Raw genomic sequence first — 19,149 nt, forward strand, 5'->3', positions numbered from 1 at the left:
TTTTTTAATCTTTGCTGGTTAACTTTTGGATAAACAAAATAAATTGTTGCTTATAGTGAGTTGGAAATAAGTGAAAAGCAACCGTCAGCATTAATATCAACGAAAGCAAATAAGGGGATTTATTGCCCCCAAACGTAGCTCTGACCCGGTGTAGTGACCACATCAATCAAAAATGAATCTGCCAGGGATATTTTGGGTAAATTCAGTCTTGTGTTTTTCAAGACTGGTTTGGTAATGGGTAGCTGGTAAAACCGGTTTTTATTCTCTCCAATTGCATTTTTTTGCTTAAAATTATGTGGTTCTGGTAATGGCACATACGAGCGCAAACGCAAATTGCCACCGAGGCGAGATGTCACTTTTAAATAGCTGAGTTGATTTTTTTGCCAACGAATATCCACAATATATCCGCCTCGCGCGACTAAACCTTTAACTTCTCCTTCTGGCCAAGCTTGCGGGAGTGCTGGTAGTAAATGCACGCTACCATCTTGACTTTGCAGGAGCATCTCGGCAATGCCTGAGGTAAAACCAAAATTACCATCAATTTGAAAAGGAGGATGGGCATCAAACATATTGGGATAGGTGCCCCCCTCTTCTCCTGATGTATGGTCAACTAATTGAATTTGATCGCGAATTAACTTTAAAGCGCGATTGCCATCAAGCAAGCGCGCCCATAAATTGATTTTCCAATTCATCGACCAACCCGTTGAAGGATCCCCACGTTGCTCTAGAGTCACTCGCGCTGCACTAAAAAGCTCAGGGGTGCGAATAGGCGATATTTGATTGCTCGGAAACAGCCCGTACAAATGGGATACATGGCGGTGATGGTCCTTAGGATCATCCCAGTCATCCAGCCATTCTTGCAATTGATGGTATTGGCCGATTTGCATGGGAGGCAGTTGCGCCACAATTTCGCGCCATTTAGATCTCTGGTTCGGGTCGGTTTTAAGAATAGTGGCCGCGGCAATACTATGGGTGAATAAATCAAACAGTAATTGATTGTCTAGGGTGACACCTTGGGCAATTTTTTTAGCAGTGATGGGCGACTCGTTTTCGGGCGACATAGAGGGTGATACAATCAGCCAGCCGGTTTCAGGTGACACAATTAAAAAATCTTCAAAAAATTCGCAAGCACCTTTCATGATGGGATAAATATCACGCAAATAAGCTTCATCACCAGAATATAGATACTTTTGCCACAAATGTTCGACCAACCAGGCATTGCTGGTCGGCCAAGCTCCCCACGACCAATCCACTCCGCCGCTGATACGCCAAATATCGGTATTATGATGTGCCATCCAACCTCTGGCACCATACATCAGGCTAGCCGCGTCTTGGCCGGTCTCAGACAAATCACGTACCAACTGGATTAATGGCTCATTCAGCTCACTAAGTTGAGTGGATTCTGAGGGCCAGTAATTCATCTCCAGATTAATATTTAAGGTGTATTTGCTGTCCCACGGTGGCTGGGAGAGAGGATTCCAAATCCCTTGTAAATTGGCGGCTTGTGTACCCGGTTGGGAGGACGAGATAAGCAGATAACGACCGAATTGAAAATACAAACTTACTAGCGCCGGATCATGTCGATTGGCAAACTCCCGAATACGCACGTGAGTGGGCTCATCTGCAAATGAGTTAGTGCCGAGAGTCAATGTGACACGCTGAAAATACTGCTGATAAAATTGAATATGCTTGCCGCGCGCCTGCGTGTAAGCCGCGTCTGACTGAGTAAATGTGTACTCAGCTTTTTGCATTATTTTTTCAGCGCGTTCAAGAGCATTGGCACTGATGTCGGCATAATTCACAAAATTAGTCGCCAACGACACCAATATCACCACTTCTGACGCAGACGACACCACAAGCTTGTTATTTTGTTGTTTAAGCAGGCCATCATTAGTCACTATTTTTGCCAAATTGACTAACTTAACTTGTCCTTTAATACCTTCGTGAGCAGGTGAAGTACCTTGCATTAATAGCGTTGCCTGAGTTGCGTTAGCCTGCACTGGCATATCATCGGGATGAGACAAGGACAGATTAAAATTCAACTTACCTGCTTCACTGGCGCTCAGTTTGACTACAATCACTTGATCAACAAAAGAGCTAAATACTTCTCTTTTGTAAGTCACCCCAGCTATTTTGTAAGTGGTGCTTGCAACGGCATTTTGCAGATCCAGTTCACGATAGTAATCGGAGTATTGCTGATGTCCGTCGAATTCAATCTGTAGCAAACCTGCTGACTGATAAGGCATGCCTTGCGAGCCCTGACTGGTAATGGTTTTTTGCGCTAAATCAGCGGCACCAGCATAATCTCTCCCCTCTAGCTGTTTACGAATAAGCGGCAGGGCATTTTTTGCTGTCAGATTAAGATTATTGTGTGGCCCTCCTGCCCAGTAGGTATCTTCATTAAGCTGAATAGTCTCTTGCTGTACGCCACCATATACCATTGCACCTAGACGGCCGTTACCCAATGGCAAAGCGCCTTCCCAGCTTGTGGCTGGCCCGTTGTACCATAATTTTACTGAGTCAGAATTGGCGTAGGCGCATTGAGTTACAAGGCCAATACTCAATAAACCAACAACAATTTTTGTTAGCAGTTTAGACACCCGCGATCTCCCTGAGATGTTACAAAAATCCAAATACAGACAAGGGCTGAGTCATCTACAGCAACTTGTGCTCAAATTGACTTTTTATGTACTCAACGTTTAATGAATAGCAAACACCTCGTTGAGAAAATCAATCATATCTTTCACTGTTGGTATGGCCAGTTCGCTAAAACAGCCACTTGAATAAGGGGGGCAACCGCTATCTAGGAAACCATGTGTGCGATTTGGATAAATCTTGAGTGTGGCTGGCTGACCCGCATCTTTTAGTTGTTTGACATAATTGGCAGAGCTTGCAGGTGGTGTCATCGGATCGTCACTGCCGACGAGCACAAATTGCGGGCCTAAGGCCCTTACATCCTGATTGACAATATAATGTTGAGGTGACACTGCGTGATAAAAATCAGGGTTTTTAGCTAGGTTTATATTAGGGCCAAACATACCACGAGGCGTCGCATTTGCCCATTTCCAGAAGGGATTATTGGCGCTTTCAAAGCCATTTTTAGCCGTTGCATATAAATCAAAACCAGCATAACTTAGGATAGTGGCCTGTACCGCCAAGCCATTTTGTGCCGCGACCTGTTCGGCATTTTTTCCTTTGGGTAAATAACTGGGAGTGAAGCCAAGTGAACTACCAGCAAACCCATCGCTGTCTAATTGCTGCCCAGCTAGCGTTACCATTGCTGCCAAATGTCCACCAGCACTGTCACCAGTTACCGCAATGTTTTGTGGATCCCCCTTATATTGCGCAATGTTATCTTTTACCCACAATACAGCCCCCATGGCGTCTTCAATAATTTGGTTGGCGGTAGTGGTGTTATCGACATCTGCTAGTACCCGATAGTTAACATTAACCACCACGATTTGCGCATGTTTGGCAATATACTGGGCTAAGTCATCCATAATGCTTTTACTATTGAGTAACCAACCACCGCCATGATAAATAATTAGCACTGGCATTTTATGTGCGCTGTTATCCGGCACATAAATATCACTGGTCAAGGCAAAACCTTGGGGTTTAGCCCACTCTATATCCTTGAAAGCTGAAATTTCATGTTCAGCATAAACACTCTGAGCAAACAAGCTAAGGAGCAGAAAAAAACAGCCCTTCAGACTAGATGTGATTATTTTCATTGCAAATATTCCTTGGTCGTAAAGTCGGTTGTCGTAGTTTAATTATGTCCCTAAGCTGTCAGACTGAGGCTATTGATATAGCCACCCTGAGTGGAACAGGTGTCACAAAACAGGGATATTTGCTCGCCTTGAAAGGTGCCCGTTTACCAATCAAAAACTACTGTGAATTTATTCTCAATTGCCTGCAAGTTAAGCAAATTTTTAGAGTGCAACAGTGTCAACCTTGGCATCTGAGCAAGAGAGCTAGAGGCTAAATTGACGGATTGAGAGTTAATTTCAGGTTGTTTGCTGCGCAGCTTATTGATGTTTGCACTGCATGCATCAAGCGTAAAAATTAACACACAAACATTAACTAATCGCCATCCCATGCTTATACCCTTTTCATATTGCAATTGTTTACGAGGCGGATAGTCTGTCGCAGCACAAACAAGGTCATTGCTTAATTTAGCTCTTAGACTGAGATTTGTTTAACTGACCCGTAACATATACGGGAAGGTCTGTTGTGATAACCTAGATCCCAAAAAAAACAAACTATTAACAAAATTTAGAAAAGAAATTCACCAACACGGTGAAAAATAAATACGTGATCAACTAATTTATTGTATGCCTACGACTGGCCTTGTTGGATCGAGTAGGAGGAGAGCTTGCGCTCTCCGTCCTCTCACACCACCGGACGTACTGTTCCGTATCACGGCGGTTCATGTTTGATACTTGAGACGTTGATAGTAATCGATTAACGATACCAACCCAATGGAGTCAAAATACTTTTTGGGTAGCGCTTGATTCATGTGCGAAGCGCCTGAGTTAAACCACGCCCCTCTGCCATTTACCGCGCTAGTCGCTGCCCTCGATTCATCTATACCCAATGCAATTAACCGCTTTATGCGGGTGTAAACACGTTTCCATTGTCGCCATAATATCTTACGCAGATGGCGCCGTAGCCAGCCATCTAAGTCAAGTAACACATTTTTGACGTTGATGTGACGGAAGTAAGTTATCCACCCGCGTAATTTCAGATTGAGTTTATCCACCGTGCGGTGAATAGACCAACCTCTCGCACTACGCAGTGTGTGTTTTACATCCTTCTTGAAACGCATTTGTACCGCAGGGGCTATTCGCAGTCGAATATTCTGTTTTCGAGTGCAGACGCTATACCCTAGGAATTTTCGTTGCCAAGGCCGACCCACGTCACTTTTCTTTTGGTTTACCTTGAGTTTCAAGGTGGTTTCCAAGAAGGTGGTGACGCTTTGCAGGACTCGTTGTCCGCCACGCTCGCTTTTGACATAGATATTGCAGTCATCGGCATAGCGGCAGAACTTATGCCCTCGGTGTTCAAGCTCGTTATCCAAGTCGGTCAGTATGATGTTTGATAGCAGTGGTGACAGCGGTCCACCTTGTGGGGTGCCCATTGTTCGTTTATTGACTTGTTCATTGTCCGATATTCCTGCCACCAGATAAGCGCGGATCAACTTCAATACCGCTTTATCTTGTACATGACGCGCTATTCTCGACATCAAGATGTCGTGATCAACATTATCGAAGAACTTCTCTAAATCAATATCCACTACCCATCGATGACTTTCCTCCATATACACACGCGCTTTTTGGACGGCCTGTCCAGCACTGCGATTTGGCCTAAATCCATAACTACTGTCCGAGAAGTGCTCCTCGAATATCGGACTTAGCACCTGATGTATCGCTTGCTGAATGAGCCTATCCAGTACCGTGGGAATGCCTAACTCACGTTGCCCTCCGCCTGCTTTAGGAATACTTACCTTCAGCACGGGTTGTGGACGGTAGTTACCGCTTAATAAAGCCGCTTTATGTTGTTGCCAGTCGGTTTGCAGATAGCCTTTGAGCTCATTCACCCCCCTCCGTCAACACCCGCTGCGCCTTTATTACGCATCACTCGCTGATAAGCACGCTGCATATTCGGCCTTGATAGTATTTTATCGAGTAATTCCATCATCTCCTCATGAGAGTACCCCTCACGCGCCGTGACCTTTGGTGCCTTATTTGTCTACTCAAGCAGATACTGTCTGCGCCCCTCGACAATAAGCGGTTATATCTCAACAACCGTTTCTGCCCCTATAGGGTCATCGAGCGCTTGGCTCTCAATCCATCTAACATGTTCAGCCCTTCAGTTGACGGTTACCAACCTACTATGGCTTCTGCTGACTTCTATTGCCCCATCCTGATATCTCGCGATAACAGTAGCCTAAGGCAGAACAACAGACCTCCCAAGGTAATGCGCGTGACCTTCACACTTATGCCCGCCGTATCTACGTCCGCAGTGTCCGTACAAGTATTGGGCTTTGAAGATATTGGCCTTCTTACCCACTGCGACCGCCTTGTATACGATTTCTGTTCGTCAGGCCAGTGCTTTGCTTTGGGCTTTCTTCAGATTTCACCTCGCGATGAACACCCTTGCCGTTCAGCTAATTATTCCCCTTGTCGGGCTAATAGTGGACTTTCACCACCAAGTCCTCTGACCGCCACCACGCGTATCAGAACAGCACCCATTATGGGCGCTACGCGCCATACTTGGCGCACCAATAAAAAAGCCAGCGCCCTAAGGCAACTGGCTTTATTGCAGTGAGTTAACACCCTATTGCAAAATGCTAAACAGGCTTACGCCAAAATATCTAACAATTCAACGTCAAACACTAAGGTAGAGTGTGGCCCGATAGCACCACCCGCGCCTTGTTCACCGTAGGCTAAATCAGCAGGTACGTGTAAACGCCACTTAGAACCAACAGGCATCATTTGCAAAGCCTCTGTCCAACCTTTAATAACGCCATTAACGGGGAACTCAGCTGGCTCACCACGGTTATATGAGCTATCGAATACACTGCCATCTAACAAAGTACCATGGTAATGAGTGCGCACAGTAGAGGCAGCTGATGGTAAGTCACCCGTTCCAGCAGTTAAAATTTCATACTGCAAACCGCTTTCTGTCACAGTCACTTCGTCACGTTTAGCGTTTGCTGCCAAATACTCTTCGCCTTGAGCGATAACCGCTTTAAATTGCTCTGACTTAGCTGCTTGCATAATTTTGTGAATTTCGTTGAACGCCTTGCCTAAGGTATCGTTGTCAACTTGCGCGTCTTGACCGTTAAATGCATCAGCAAGACCTATTTGCACCGCTTCAATATCTAAACCAGCAAACGGATTAGCGCGTAGTTGCTCGCCCATTTGTAAACCAATGCCATAACTTGCTTGAGATTCTACTGTAGAAAATTTATGTGCCACATGAGCTCCTAATTGATGGAAAAAACCGCAGTATTGAACAGAACAAACCTATTCATACCGTCAGTAAAATAAAAGCCAAGGATTATATACCGAAATGCCGATAAAAAGCAGAATAAAACCGCTCTATACTCGCAAACACTTAGCGCTTTAGGTATATCATATCCAAGATTGGCTTAGACAAAGGCAAGCTAAATTAGTATCTTACCGTTTCGATTAAACGCCTTAGGGAGAAAATTGTGCCACATATTCTTGATTCTCAATTAACAGAAACCGTCCGCTATTTAGGGGCAACCTTAGGTGACACGATTCGAGACCAACTTGGCGAAGATTGGTTGCAACGTATTGAAACCATAAGAAAAGAAGGTCGTAAAGCCTACCAAGGCAGCGATGATTCTGCCACTAAACTTAAAACGCTTTTTGTCGAGTTAGGTAATGATGAGTTACTCACTATTGGTCGCGCTTTTTCTCAATTTCTCAACTTGGCTAATATCGCTGAACAAGAATTTAACAGCAATAACACCATAGATGATCCTATCGAAAACCTGTTTCAACATCTCGATAAAGCCGGAGTCGGAGCAGAAACCTTCGATGAGGCCCTAAAACAGCTGAATATCGAATTAGTATTGACAGCGCATCCTACCGAAGTAACACGTCGTACTTTAATCCATAAACACAGCGAATTGGCTAAATGTTTAAGCCAAATACATTCAGCAGGTTTAACCCCTACCCAACGTAAATTAGTTGAAACACGCATATCAGAACTAATCGCCCAAGCTTGGCATACTGAAGAAATTCGCACCGTCAGACCAACCCCAGTAGATGAGGCGCGTTGGGGCTTTTCAGTTATTGAAAATTCACTATGGGACGCAGTACCAGAATTTATCAGAGAACTGGATCAGCGCTTTGTCGCTAAATATGGCTTAGCAATTCCCCTAGACTCTCGTTTAGTTAATATTGGCTCTTGGATGGGCGGTGACCGTGATGGTAACCCTTTTGTTACGTCTAAAGTCACTGAACAAGTTCTGCTATTAGCACGTAAACGTGCGGCTAAATTATTCGCCCAAGACATCGATATACTACAAACTGAATTGTCGATGAGCGATTGTGATGACGATCTAAGAGCAATGGTCGGCGATGTACTGGAACCCTATCGTGCCCTTCTACGTCCATTATTGAATAAACTGCAAAAGACGCAAGAAGGTATTATTGAAACGCTCGCAGGTAATGAAGCCGCGAGCTTAGTTAATCCTGACGACTGGGTTGCCAGCAATGAAGAATTATTACAGCCATTAATGGCCTGTTATCACTCGTTGAATGCTTGCGGTATGCAAGTTATCGCTCGAGGACATCTGCTTAACACGATTCGTCGAGTACATTGTTTTGGTGTACATTTACTTAAATTAGATGTCCGTCAAGATTCTGAACGCCATGCAGATGTTTTTGCAGAACTAACTCGTTATTTGGGTTTAGGTGACTACGGACAGTGGAGTGAAGAAGACAAACAAGCCTTTTTACTACGCGAGTTGAGCTCAAAGCGCCCCTTGTTTCCGCCTACTTGGCAACCTAGTGAAGATGTACAAGAAGTTATCGATACCTTTAAAGTTATCGCTAAAAACCGCCAAGCGGGCTTCGGTATCTACATTATTTCAATGGCTAGTTTGCCCTCTGATGTATTGAGTGTGGTGTTGTTATTAAAAGAATTAGGGGTTAATTGGTCAATGCCAGTGGCGCCACTATTCGAAACACTCGACGATTTAAATAGCGCCGCCAAAGTGATTAAACAACTGATGTCTATCGACTGGTACCGAGGTTACATCCAAGGTCATCAATACGTCATGATTGGTTATTCTGACTCAGCTAAAGATGCCGGAGCTATGGCGGCAGGATGGGCACAATATGAGTCGCAAGAAGCCCTAGTTGCGGTGGCAAATGAAAATAACATTGAACTTACCTTATTCCACGGCCGTGGCGGTACTATCGGTCGCGGTGGTTTACCCGCTCATGCAGCAATACTGTCGCAACCACCGGGTTCACTCAAAGGTGGGTTTAGGGTCACTGAACAAGGCGAAACTATTCGTTATAAATTTGGTATGTCAATTTTGGCACAGCGCAGCTTACATATGTATGCCAGTGCAATTTTAGAAGCCTTAATTTTGCCGCCACCAGCGCCAAAAGAAGAGTGGCGTAAAGCCGTTATTGAATTAGCCGCCAATGGCCGTGACAACTATCGCAAGATTGTTCGTCACGACGAAAATTTTGTGCCTTATTTTAGGGTCGCAACACCAGAACAAGAATTAGGCAAGTTGCCTTTGGGCTCTCGACCCGCAAAACGCAAGCCTACTGGCGGTATTGAAAGCTTGCGCGCTATTCCATGGATATTCGCTTGGGCGCAAACTCGCATGGTCTTGCCTTCTTGGCTGGGTGTGATGAAAGCGGTACAAACCAGTTTAGATGAAGGTCAGCGCGCCATCATAGATGACATGTTGCAGAACTGGCCATTCTTTAATTCGCGTTTATCTATGCTCGATATGGTTTTTAACAAAGCAGACCCGCGGATCAGTGCTGAATATGACAAACGTTTAGTGCCCGCAGATTTACGTCATTTTGGCGACGCCTTACGCGTTGAATTGGAACAAAGTATTGTGCTTTTACTGGAATTACTTAAACAAAAAACAGTAATGGAAAGTGACCCCAAAGGCGCAGTATCGATGAATATACGTGCTAGTTATCTTGAGCCTTTGCACTATTTACAAATCGAACTTCTAAATCGCATTAGGCAATTAGATGACGTAGATAGTGACCCAGTACTAGAACGTGCAATGATGGTCACCATCGCAGGGATCGCAGTGGGTATGAGGAATACCGGGTAACGAATACCGGGTAACGAATACCGATTAACGCTTACTGGGTAACGCTTACCGAGTAACGTTCCAAGCAGAGGATAACAACCAATTGTTATCCTCTGCTACCCTTGTTGATTTTGATAACAAAACTAAAGCATTGGCATGTATTCATCTCCAAAGACGCACACATCTTTTCAAATTAGTGTTTGAACGCATGGCCCCGCTCAAAGTTGATATGGCAAAAAAAGCGAAGAGCCAATTAAATAATCATTCACCACACAACCAAAGATTTTCCTAGAATAGAGTAGAACTAGTCCTGAACTGCACTTGTGAACGTTCAGTAGACAATCGATGACTTTCAAGGCGATTACTGACGGCCATACTGCTAGAGCTGAATTAGTGGTTTGTGCCAATTGCAGACATTGCCAACTTCATCGTTAGCTACCATGCGAAAGAAATTATTGAATTCACTGCCAGTAAACTTGACTTCTAAAACATGTAGATGCCAAAAAAATTCTTATTCTCGCCATATTCCGGCTGCTCCGTATGTTCGTTAGAGAACAGACAAAACATATTTTTTGAATAAAAATGTTGTACATAACAGTCTGGCGCATTTTTATCGAGCATCTAGCAAAGAACATAATATATATCACTTAATCTAATGGAGAATGTAATGAAATTATTAAATAAAATCGTCTTAGTATCTGCCTTGTTGTGCTCACCCTTTTTCGCGACACATGCCGCACAAAATAACGACAGAATGGGAATGAGTACGGGTATGGGTATGGGTATGAAGGTCATAACGGCAGAGCAGTTGTCCTTGATGCAACAACATATGAATAAAATGGCTACCTTATTAGCTAAAGTGAAACAGGAAACAGATCAGGATAAACGTGAGGCCTTGCTCGCCGAGCACGCAGAAAATATGGAAAAAATGATGGCTGTGATGAATAGCGGCTCATCAAGTAAAGACCGTGATGGAAAAATGATGGTAGACCACGAAGCCATGACGCCCGATGCCCACTTAAAAATGTTGGAACAGCGTATGGCGATGATGGAAGGGATGATGGAAGGGATGATGGGCCAGATGATGGGTCATACCGTGGAAAAAAGTAAATAAGGACATGAACACAAGAAAAATTAATCTTGAGTGGGCTTTGCAAACCAATGTCGCGCGGGTAAATAAGTGCTTGGTTGATGATATTCCCAAATAAGGTTGCACCGATTATTTAATAGCTTGGCCTATGTTTTACACATAGGTCTAAGTCACGCAAAAAGATACAAGAGGCCATTGTACAGTGCCAACATTTGCCAAATAAGGCTCCAAGCAAAGCTTTGATTTGTCATCTGATTAAATCATGTACTAACCAAAGCGACAAAGGGGTATTAGTAAATGACTGAGTCAATGGAATTGAAAGATCTTGTCTGTGGAATGGACGTGAGTGACACCAGCGAATATGACAGCCAACTTAAAACAAAAGATTATTATTTTTGCAGTTTGAAGTGCAAAACCAAATTTGATGCAGCGCCTCAAGAGTATATTAAAAAAGACTGTTGTGGTCATTGTGACAAAAGCAAAGATAGCGAACCACATGCAAAGAACAATGCAGAAATAAAGCCCGCAATTAAAACCAGCAAAGATGCCATTTATACCTGTCCCATGCATTTAGAAATAGAACAAGTGGGGCCTGGCACTTGCCCAAAATGTGGTATGGCCTTGGAGCCCAAAGACGTATCTATTAGTGCCACAAAAACTCAATATACGTGCCCGATGCATCCACAAATATTAGAGGATGAACCAGTTAACTGCCCCATCTGCGGTATGGCTCTGGAAGCGACAACGGTTTCCCTTGACGATGAAAATCCTGAATTAAAGGATATGAGTCGACGTTTAACATGGAGTGCAGTACTGGCAATACCGGTATTTCTATTGGCTATGGTTGCTGACCTTGTGCCAAATTTACTCCCTTCACAGTTATCCATGAGCACCGTGCAGTGGCTTGAGTTTTTGCTGGCAAGCCCTGTCATCATTTGGGGTGGCTGGCCTTTTTACGTTCGAGCAATTGATTCGATAAAAAGCTGGAACCTAAATATGTTTACTCTCATAGGGTTAGGTGTATCGGTGTCTTATGTATACAGCATCATTGCATTAATGTTGCCTGACTTTTTCCCTAGTGCCATGCGAAGCCCTGAAGGTCTTGTACACGTATATTTTGAGGCAGCTGCCGTCATCACCGCCTTGGTTCTACTTGGGCAAGTGCTTGAACTGCGCGCCCGATCACAAACTAATGCGGCGATAAAATTACTGTTAGGTTTGGCACCCAAAACGGCAAGGGTTATCAGCGCCAATGGCGACGAAAAAGATATTCCCCTCGAACAGGTGCAAGTAGGCGACCATCTTCGAATTCGTCCCGGTGAAAAAATTCCTGTTGACGGCGAGGTACTTGAAGGGAACAGCAGTGTGGATGAGTCTATGGTCACCGGTGAGCCCATTCCGGTGAGCAAAACAGCATCACAACAACTGATCGGCGCAACCGTAAACGGCATTGGCAGTTTAGTCATGCGTGCGGATAAAGTCGGAGCAGACACTCTGTTAGCTCAAATTGTTAAATTAGTGGCAGACGCTCAGCGCAGCCGTGCCCCCATTCAGAAAATGGCCGACACAGTGGCTGGTTATTTTGTGCCAGTAGTTGTACTTATTGCTGCAATAGCCTTTGCTGTGTGGTTCTTCTTTGGCCCCGCACCTGCATTTGCTTATGCACTGATTAATTTTGTGGCGGTGCTTATTATAGCTTGTCCCTGTGCTCTGGGATTGGCTACTCCTATATCAATCATGGTAGGAACAGGCCGCGGCGCACTCGAAGGTGTATTAATTAAAAATGCTGAGTCGCTAGAAATACTGGAGAAAGTAGACACCCTAGTCATAGATAAAACCGGCACTCTGACCGAAGGCAAACCCAAACTAGTCAGTGTCACTATCAACTCGGATCATAGTCAGTCATTGGATAAAAAGCAGGTATTGGCTTGGGTAGCTGGCTTAGAAAAATACAGTGAACATCCCCTCGCCAATGCGATTGTACAAGGTGCAAAAGATAGAAATATTGACGCCATTGAGGTAAGTGATTTCGAATCGGTAACAGGCATGGGCGTTACCGGCTCTGTAAATGGTCGGTCCCTTTTGCTTGGCAATCTAAAATTGATGGAACAGCAAAATATCAGCAAAGCCCAGTCAAACAGCGATAAGATCTTCTTCGCCCAAGCGGATGCGCTGCGCAGCGAGGGACAAACTGTCATGTTACTTGCGTTTGATGGGGAGCCCGCGGCTTTAATTGGTGTAGCCGACCCAATTAAAGCCTCAACCGCAGATGCTATTGCTCAATTACATAAGCAGGGCATCACAGCAGTGATGTTAACCGGTGACAATGCCGTAACCGCGCATGCGGTAGCTAAAAAGCTGAATATTGACCGAGTCGAAGCAGATGTATTGCCCGAGCAAAAGGCCATTATCGTCAAAGAGTTGCAGGCAGCAGGGAAAATAGTCGCGATGGCAGGCGATGGTATCAATGATGCGCCAGCCCTAGCTCAGGCCCAAGTGGGCATCGCCATGGGAACCGGCACAGATGTAGCGATGGAAAGTGCCGGAGTCACCTTAGTTAAAGGTGATTTGCGCGGTATTGTTAAAGCCATAATATTAAGTCGCGCCACCATGCGTAACATTCGGCAAAATCTGTTTTTCGCCTTTATTTATAACGCTTTAGGTGTGCCGATAGCGGCAGGTGTGTTGTATCCATTTTTCGGCATTTTACTCTCCCCCATGATTGCCGCTGCCGCCATGAGTTTTAGTTCGGTGTCCGTTATTTTAAATGCATTAAGACTTAAAAATCAAAAACTGAGTTAACTAGGAGGTGTCTTATGCACGGCTTAATTTCATTTTTATTATTTGCCGTTTTTTTCTATTTAATGATGCGTTTTGGTTGTGGTGCACACATGGCACACGGCCATCATACACATGCTAAATCAGATAAAGCAGACCCCATTATTGATCCTGTTTGTGGAAAGGTCGTTGAGCAAAATCAAGGCTATGGAAAATTACATGAGGGTGAGCTTTATCGTTTTTGTTCAAAGCACTGTCTCGATGAATTTGATCGGGAGCCGGAAAAGTATATAGCCAGCACAAAGGGTAAAGGGGAGTTGTCGTGAGCCATAAAATATCTTTACTGGCCTTTGGCCAAGCGAGCAGCCTTTTTATCAGCATAAGTTTTACGCTTTGTGTGGTGTTTGACCTTTTATTTCCACAGCAAGCTATGTACGAAGTATGGCAGAAATTGTTGCCTGGATTTGAATGGTTAAATTGGCAAAGCTTCTTTTTAGGTTTGATTGAGAGTTATCTATACGGTTGGTTTATCACCCTAATTTGGGTGCCCTTGTACAATTTTTTTGGCAGTAAAGCAAAATAACTGTGTGAACAAACTAGTGATAGTTAACTTAAAGGAGTTCAGCTCTTGAGCGAACCGATAGCACATTCAGGCGTGTGGGTCTTGGCACTTATCATGATCGTGCTGGTGTCTTGGTATCTATATAAATATTTGGCGCCTAAATCTTGGCATGAATGGGCTGGGGTGGGAGTAGTACAAGCCTTCATTATTGCGTTGTATGCTGAAATGTATGGCTTCCCTTTAACTATTTATTTACTAGCGCGTTTTGGCGGACTAGACCGCACTGAACTCAATGCCAATTTATGGTCGTCACTGCTAGGTATGGGGGAAACCGGCATGATGATTTCAATGATCCTTGGCTACATACTGCTTTTTATAGGCATCGGGCTATTTTTTCAGGGCTGGCGTCAAGTACACAGAGCGCGTGAACAGCACACCTTGGTCACCGATGGTTTGTATGCCTTGGCAAGACATCCGCAATATACAGGGTTGTTTATTGCTTTATTTGGCGAGGGCATAGTGCATTGGCCTACCTTATTTTCGGTCGGTCTGTTCCCGATAATAGTGTTTATTTATTACCGCTTAGCCCTGCGTGAAGAAACAAAGGTCATTACCGAATATGGAGCCGAATATATACGTTATAAAAAACGTGTACCGATGTTCATTCCTCGGCGCGAACAATGGAAGTCCTTCGTTAAACAAGCAAAAATTTAATCAGTCTTTTAAGCAATTTATAGGAGTTAGTTATGAGTAAATTAGAGCATAGAGTAGGGGTGACAGAGGAAAATTTGGTACTTCGTCATCTAAAACTTAGCAACACCGATGAAGCAAAGATTAGCGCCATTGTTCGTGATATTGACGCGACGTTTGGTATTGATGCCGTTTCATTCGAACAAGCCAAACAAACATTGCATATAGGTTATGACGCCACGCATTGTGAGCTGGACGGCATAGAAAACATAATAAAAATAAATGGTGCTGATATTTCACACGATTGGTGGACAAACTTCAAAGAAGGCTATTATCAGTTTGTTGATGAGAACATCAGAGATAACGCTAAACATAAGCCTTGGAGCTGTCACACCCAGCCACCCGGTAGTAATAAGAAACGCTCTTAGTAGTGCTATTTCGATGAAAATTGCCTTTATGATTGGAGCCGATATTTTTGCTCTAACAGGTCAACTATCTAAATTAGGGGGGAATTTAAACACTTTGAACGAGGGTAATATTTTATGAAGAATGACATACCAAGTCGTTCAATTGCGGCTACCATATCCTCCAAACCGGATTTGATTGAGCTACTCAACAGTGAATGTTTTTGCATTAGCCTTGATACCAAAGCGCTAAAACAAGCGTTGGAGTCTGAAATTGGCCAACCGAGCCTATTTGATTTAATTCAGCAACGTTGTCCTTATTTGTTCGCTACGCGCCCCGTATTTGTCTCTCACGCCAACATGGCACGCATGGAGCAATTAGTTCATGCTATAGAGTTTGTTGTGGCATTGCCGGCCTATCGTGAAGAAATCTTAGGTGATTCGCCGCACATTGCGAGACATGATCCAGGTGGCGCTAAGGGCGTATTTTTCGGTTACGATTTTCATGTCACTGAAGGCGGCTTTGGGCTGATCGAGATCAACACCAATGCGGGTGGAGCCATGCTCAACGCAGTATTGGCAAGGGCGCACCAGGCTTGCTGTCCGGCAATAGAAAAAATCGTGTCAGCGCAAAACAAGTCCAGCGCCCTTGAAGACGATATTATAGCGATGTTCCGCCAAGAATGGTCTCTTTCAGGTCATGAACGAGCGTTGCGCAGCATAGCTATCGTCGATGAGAACCCCACACAACAGTATCTATATCCTGAATTTTTGCTCTTTCAGCAACTGTTTCAAAGACACGGATTAGAGGTCGTGATTGCGGACCCGAGTGAGTTCACCTTGCATGAAGGTGTGCTTAAACACGGCAAGATGAATATTGACTTGGTATATAACCGACTGACAGATTTTTCGCTTAGTGAGCCTGACAGCGCTACATTGCGTGAGGCTTACCTGCAAAACGCTATAGTGCTCACGCCCAATCCGCAGGCGCATGCCCTGTTTGCGGATAAACGTAATCTGGTGTTGCTTAGTGATCCAATACGGTTACAGGCATTGGGGGTGCCAAAGGCCACACAAGATATTTTGCTTGCTGCGATCCCACACACTGAGATTGTGCTGCCCGAGAACGCAGAACGTCTTTGGCAAAAGCGCCGAGAACTTTTTTTCAAGCCTTTCGCTGGGTTTGGCGGTCGAGCTGCCTACCGTGGCGACAAGTTAACTAAACGTGTCTGGCGGGAAATCCTCGCAGGCGGTTATATAGCACAAGCTTTGGTGATACCTGGTAGTCGGGTTATTTCAGATCTCGAACCGGCACAAGTTCTCAAATTTGATTTGCGCAACTACACCTATGACGACAAGGTGCAATGGGTCGCTGCACGCTTGTATCAGGGACAAACTACAAATTTCCGTACCCTCGGCGGCGGTTTTGCACCGGTCTACGAAGGGCCAATTGACCCTAGTGAATTAATTTGTTCAACCCCGCCCGAAATGTTTGTACAACATGAAACCCGATTGTTTCTAATTGCAGAAGACACCGTAATGCCACTCGAACATGCCTTCTACCTTGCGCTCGTTCGCGGCAAGTGCAGTGCACAAGAGTTTGCCGGTCGTCGTTTCATATTAGTCGACTGGTATTTACGACTTGTGTGTTGCCAACCGGAAACCGTTGTTAATGAGACCTGCAGTTGGTTGGTATTCGATGCCGAAGGAAGGCTGGACTTTAATATAGCTCATGAAATTGATGTTGAAACCGCACCAACAGAAGCGCAGCGGGAGCAATTGAAGGAATTGGTGTTCGGTGCAGTAGCGGTAAGTAACACTAAATAAATTACCGACAGGAGACTCATTATGCTCATTCAGGAGACTACCTTAGTTAAATAATTTGAGCCGATGGCGTTTGTAAAACTAATTTAGTCAACATTTTCATTCATTTACCAATGGGGTATCCGCCATATGGATCATAAACACAACGAAAAGGACAAAGAGTCAATCTCCCTTACTAGTGCCGTTGCGATGGGAACTGGCGTTATGATTGGTGCCGGTATTTTTGCGCTAACTGGTCAAGTAGCCGAATTAGCCGGGCCTTTCTTTCCATTTGCTTTTATTGTCGGCGCGATTATTGCCGGATTCAGTGCTTACAGCTACATAAAAATGTCCAATGCATGGCCATCATCGGGTGGCGTTGCAATGATTTTACAAAAGTCGTATGGCACAGGCGCGATAGCCGCTGGCGCGGCTTTATTGATGGCACTATCCATGGTCATTGCAGAAAGCCTTGTTGCTAGAACCTTTGCCTCTTACGTTTTGCGGCCTTTCGATATCACTGGTGGTCTATTGGTGCCCATCATATCTGTTGGCGTTATACTTTTTGCATTTGCCGTCAATATTGCTGGAAATCGTTCGGTTGGCTTACTGTCATCAATTATGGCCGTCATAAAAATTGGTGGTATTTCCCTGTTTGCCATAGCCGCATTATGGTCAAGTGGATTTCAATTTTCTGCCACCGTTGATTCAACATCTACCTTTAGTTTAACAGGATTTGTCGCTTCAGTGGCACTTACCATTTTAGCCTTTAAAGGTTTTACGACCATCACTAATAGCGGGTCGGAAATCACCAACCCTCATCGAAATATCGGTTTGGCTATCATGATTTCTATTGCCTTGTGTGCTGTCGTTTATGTGCTTGTCACATTTGCTGTTGGCTCTAGTCTTTCCATTGAAGAAATCATTTCAGCAAAAGATTACTCCTTGGCAGAAGCGGCAGAGCCAGCTCTTGGTCGCACTGGATTCTATTTAACAATCGCCCTTGCTGCTGTGGCGACATTGTCTGGCGTAATAGCAAGTATCTTTGCGGTATCGCGTATGTTGGCCATGATGACTGATATGAAAATGATCCCGCACAGCCATTTTGGGATGTCAGGCTCTATTCGTAAACACACACTTGTATATGCTGTCGTGATTGCGTCGCTACTGGCCGTATTCTTTGATATCGGAAGGATTGCTTCACTTGGCGCTTTTTTATACATCGTAATGGATATGATCATTCAATGGGGTGTTTATCGCTATATGAGAAAGGAAATAAGTGCTTCGTCACCGATAATATTGATGGCCTTGACTTTCGATGCGGTCGTCCTTACGTCTCTCACAATTTACAAAATAAACACAGATCCGCTCATCGTTGTTTATTCAGCGGTTGCTATTGTTAGCATATTTTCATACGAACGCTTTTACTTGTCTACTTGGTACGGTAAAGACTCAAAAGAAACATCAGAGTAATCATATAATTAGCGAAGATAAATACGATTAAACTTAGGAATAATACTATGCAAGTTGAAACAATTAGAGACGTACTTAATTGGACTGTTACATTTCATAAAAACTTAAAGGACTGCTTAAAACACTGTTCTGAACAAAATAAAGATGAACGGGCACAAATGACCCTTCTCTACCTGTCTGATCACGAAGCGAGTTTAGAGCGCATTGTAAAGGGGTTTGTAAATACTGCTGACAAAAAAGCATTGAACACTTGGTGTTATGACTATATCGAAAAACACCCCTTTATTGAGCATGGTCATTGCGACTCACCTTTTAAAGAATTAGATATGACGCACATTATGGAAAAGACAGTAAATCATCACGAGCAAGTGATTGAGTTATACACTCATCTTTATTCTCGTGTCGATATAGACAGTGCAAAAGAGTTGCTCGATACGATACAAGATGTTGAGGAAAATGAAATTAAACGAATGGTACAAGCGGTTAATCGATTTTCAGACATGTAATTGACTAGGAA

At 44.1% G+C, this 19,149-nt stretch carries 15 protein-coding genes; 11 read left to right on the top strand and 4 right to left on the bottom strand.

Annotated features, from left to right (window positions below; translation table 11 throughout):
* Nucleotides 1–119: 119 nt before the first annotated feature.
* From ABKW31_RS09010 to ltrA, 3 genes are all read right to left on the bottom strand, one after another.
* The gene (locus ABKW31_RS09010; RefSeq protein WP_348615991.1) at nt 120–2,600 is read right to left on the bottom strand and encodes a glycoside hydrolase family 95 protein; all 2,481 of its coding nucleotides are present in this window, start codon (nt 2,598–2,600) and stop codon (nt 120–122) included.
* 99 nt (nt 2,601–2,699) lie between these two features.
* Complete coding sequence (locus ABKW31_RS09015) at nt 2,700–3,731, bottom strand: alpha/beta hydrolase (protein WP_348615992.1); 1,032 nt, start codon at nt 3,729–3,731, stop codon at nt 2,700–2,702.
* A 698-nt stretch (nt 3,732–4,429) separates the two neighbouring features.
* On the bottom strand, nt 4,430–5,599 hold the full coding sequence (ltrA, locus tag ABKW31_RS09020) for a group II intron reverse transcriptase/maturase (protein ID WP_348615993.1): 1,170 nt from the start codon (nt 5,597–5,599) through the stop codon (nt 4,430–4,432).
* 386 nt (nt 5,600–5,985) lie between these two features.
* Between ltrA and ABKW31_RS09025 the strand changes: the two genes are divergently transcribed.
* A complete protein-coding gene (locus ABKW31_RS09025; protein ID WP_348615994.1) occupies nt 5,986–6,330 on the top strand; it encodes a hypothetical protein in 345 nt (114 codons plus the stop codon).
* A 32-nt stretch (nt 6,331–6,362) separates the two neighbouring features.
* On the opposite strand, the gene ABKW31_RS09030 is transcribed toward ABKW31_RS09025, so the two are convergent.
* On the bottom strand, nt 6,363–6,983 hold the full coding sequence (locus tag ABKW31_RS09030; protein WP_348615995.1) for an FKBP-type peptidyl-prolyl cis-trans isomerase: 621 nt from the start codon (nt 6,981–6,983) through the stop codon (nt 6,363–6,365).
* 236 nt (nt 6,984–7,219) lie between these two features.
* Between ABKW31_RS09030 and ppc the strand changes: the two genes are divergently transcribed.
* The 10 genes from ppc to ABKW31_RS09080 all read left to right on the top strand — a co-directional run bounded on the left by ppc (nt 7,220) and on the right by ABKW31_RS09080 (nt 19,138).
* Nucleotides 7,220–9,853, top strand: coding sequence for a phosphoenolpyruvate carboxylase (ppc, locus tag ABKW31_RS09035; RefSeq protein ID WP_348615996.1), 2,634 nt, complete (start codon nt 7,220–7,222; stop codon nt 9,851–9,853).
* Between the two features lie 646 nt (nt 9,854–10,499).
* Entirely contained in the window at nt 10,500–10,946 is a 447-nt protein-coding gene (locus tag ABKW31_RS09040; protein ID WP_348615997.1) for a hypothetical protein, read from the top strand.
* A gap of 273 nt (nt 10,947–11,219) precedes the next feature.
* A complete protein-coding gene (locus ABKW31_RS09045) occupies nt 11,220–13,724 on the top strand; it encodes a heavy metal translocating P-type ATPase (protein WP_348615998.1) in 2,505 nt (834 codons plus the stop codon).
* A 14-nt stretch (nt 13,725–13,738) separates the two neighbouring features.
* Nucleotides 13,739–14,026 (top strand): YHS domain-containing protein, encoded by a 288-nt coding sequence (locus ABKW31_RS09050; protein WP_348615999.1) that lies wholly within the window; start codon nt 13,739–13,741, stop codon nt 14,024–14,026.
* A complete protein-coding gene (locus tag ABKW31_RS09055; protein WP_348616000.1) occupies nt 14,023–14,283 on the top strand; it encodes a DUF5676 family membrane protein in 261 nt (86 codons plus the stop codon). Before ABKW31_RS09050 ends, ABKW31_RS09055 begins: the two co-directional genes overlap by 4 nt.
* Before the next feature lie 45 nt (nt 14,284–14,328).
* Nucleotides 14,329–14,976 (top strand): isoprenylcysteine carboxylmethyltransferase family protein, encoded by a 648-nt coding sequence (locus ABKW31_RS09060; RefSeq protein WP_348616001.1) that lies wholly within the window; start codon nt 14,329–14,331, stop codon nt 14,974–14,976.
* Between the two features lie 32 nt (nt 14,977–15,008).
* Nucleotides 15,009–15,380, top strand: a complete 372-nt coding sequence (locus ABKW31_RS09065; protein WP_348616002.1) for a cation transporter — start codon at nt 15,009–15,011, stop codon at nt 15,378–15,380.
* 114 nt (nt 15,381–15,494) lie between these two features.
* The gene (locus ABKW31_RS09070; RefSeq protein ID WP_348616003.1) at nt 15,495–17,183 is read left to right on the top strand and encodes a hypothetical protein; all 1,689 of its coding nucleotides are present in this window, start codon (nt 15,495–15,497) and stop codon (nt 17,181–17,183) included.
* Nucleotides 17,184–17,309: 126 nt separating this feature from the next.
* On the top strand, nt 17,310–18,632 hold the full coding sequence (locus tag ABKW31_RS09075) for an APC family permease (protein WP_348616004.1): 1,323 nt from the start codon (nt 17,310–17,312) through the stop codon (nt 18,630–18,632).
* Nucleotides 18,633–18,679: 47 nt separating this feature from the next.
* Nucleotides 18,680–19,138: an ATPase gene (locus ABKW31_RS09080; protein ID WP_348616005.1), complete on the top strand. Its 459-nt coding sequence runs from the start codon at nt 18,680–18,682 to the stop codon at nt 19,136–19,138.
* Nucleotides 19,139–19,149: the final 11 nt, after the last annotated feature.

The organism is Paraglaciecola sp. 25GB23A, assembly GCF_040012495.1.
GTDB lineage: Bacteria > Pseudomonadota > Gammaproteobacteria > Enterobacterales > Alteromonadaceae > Paraglaciecola.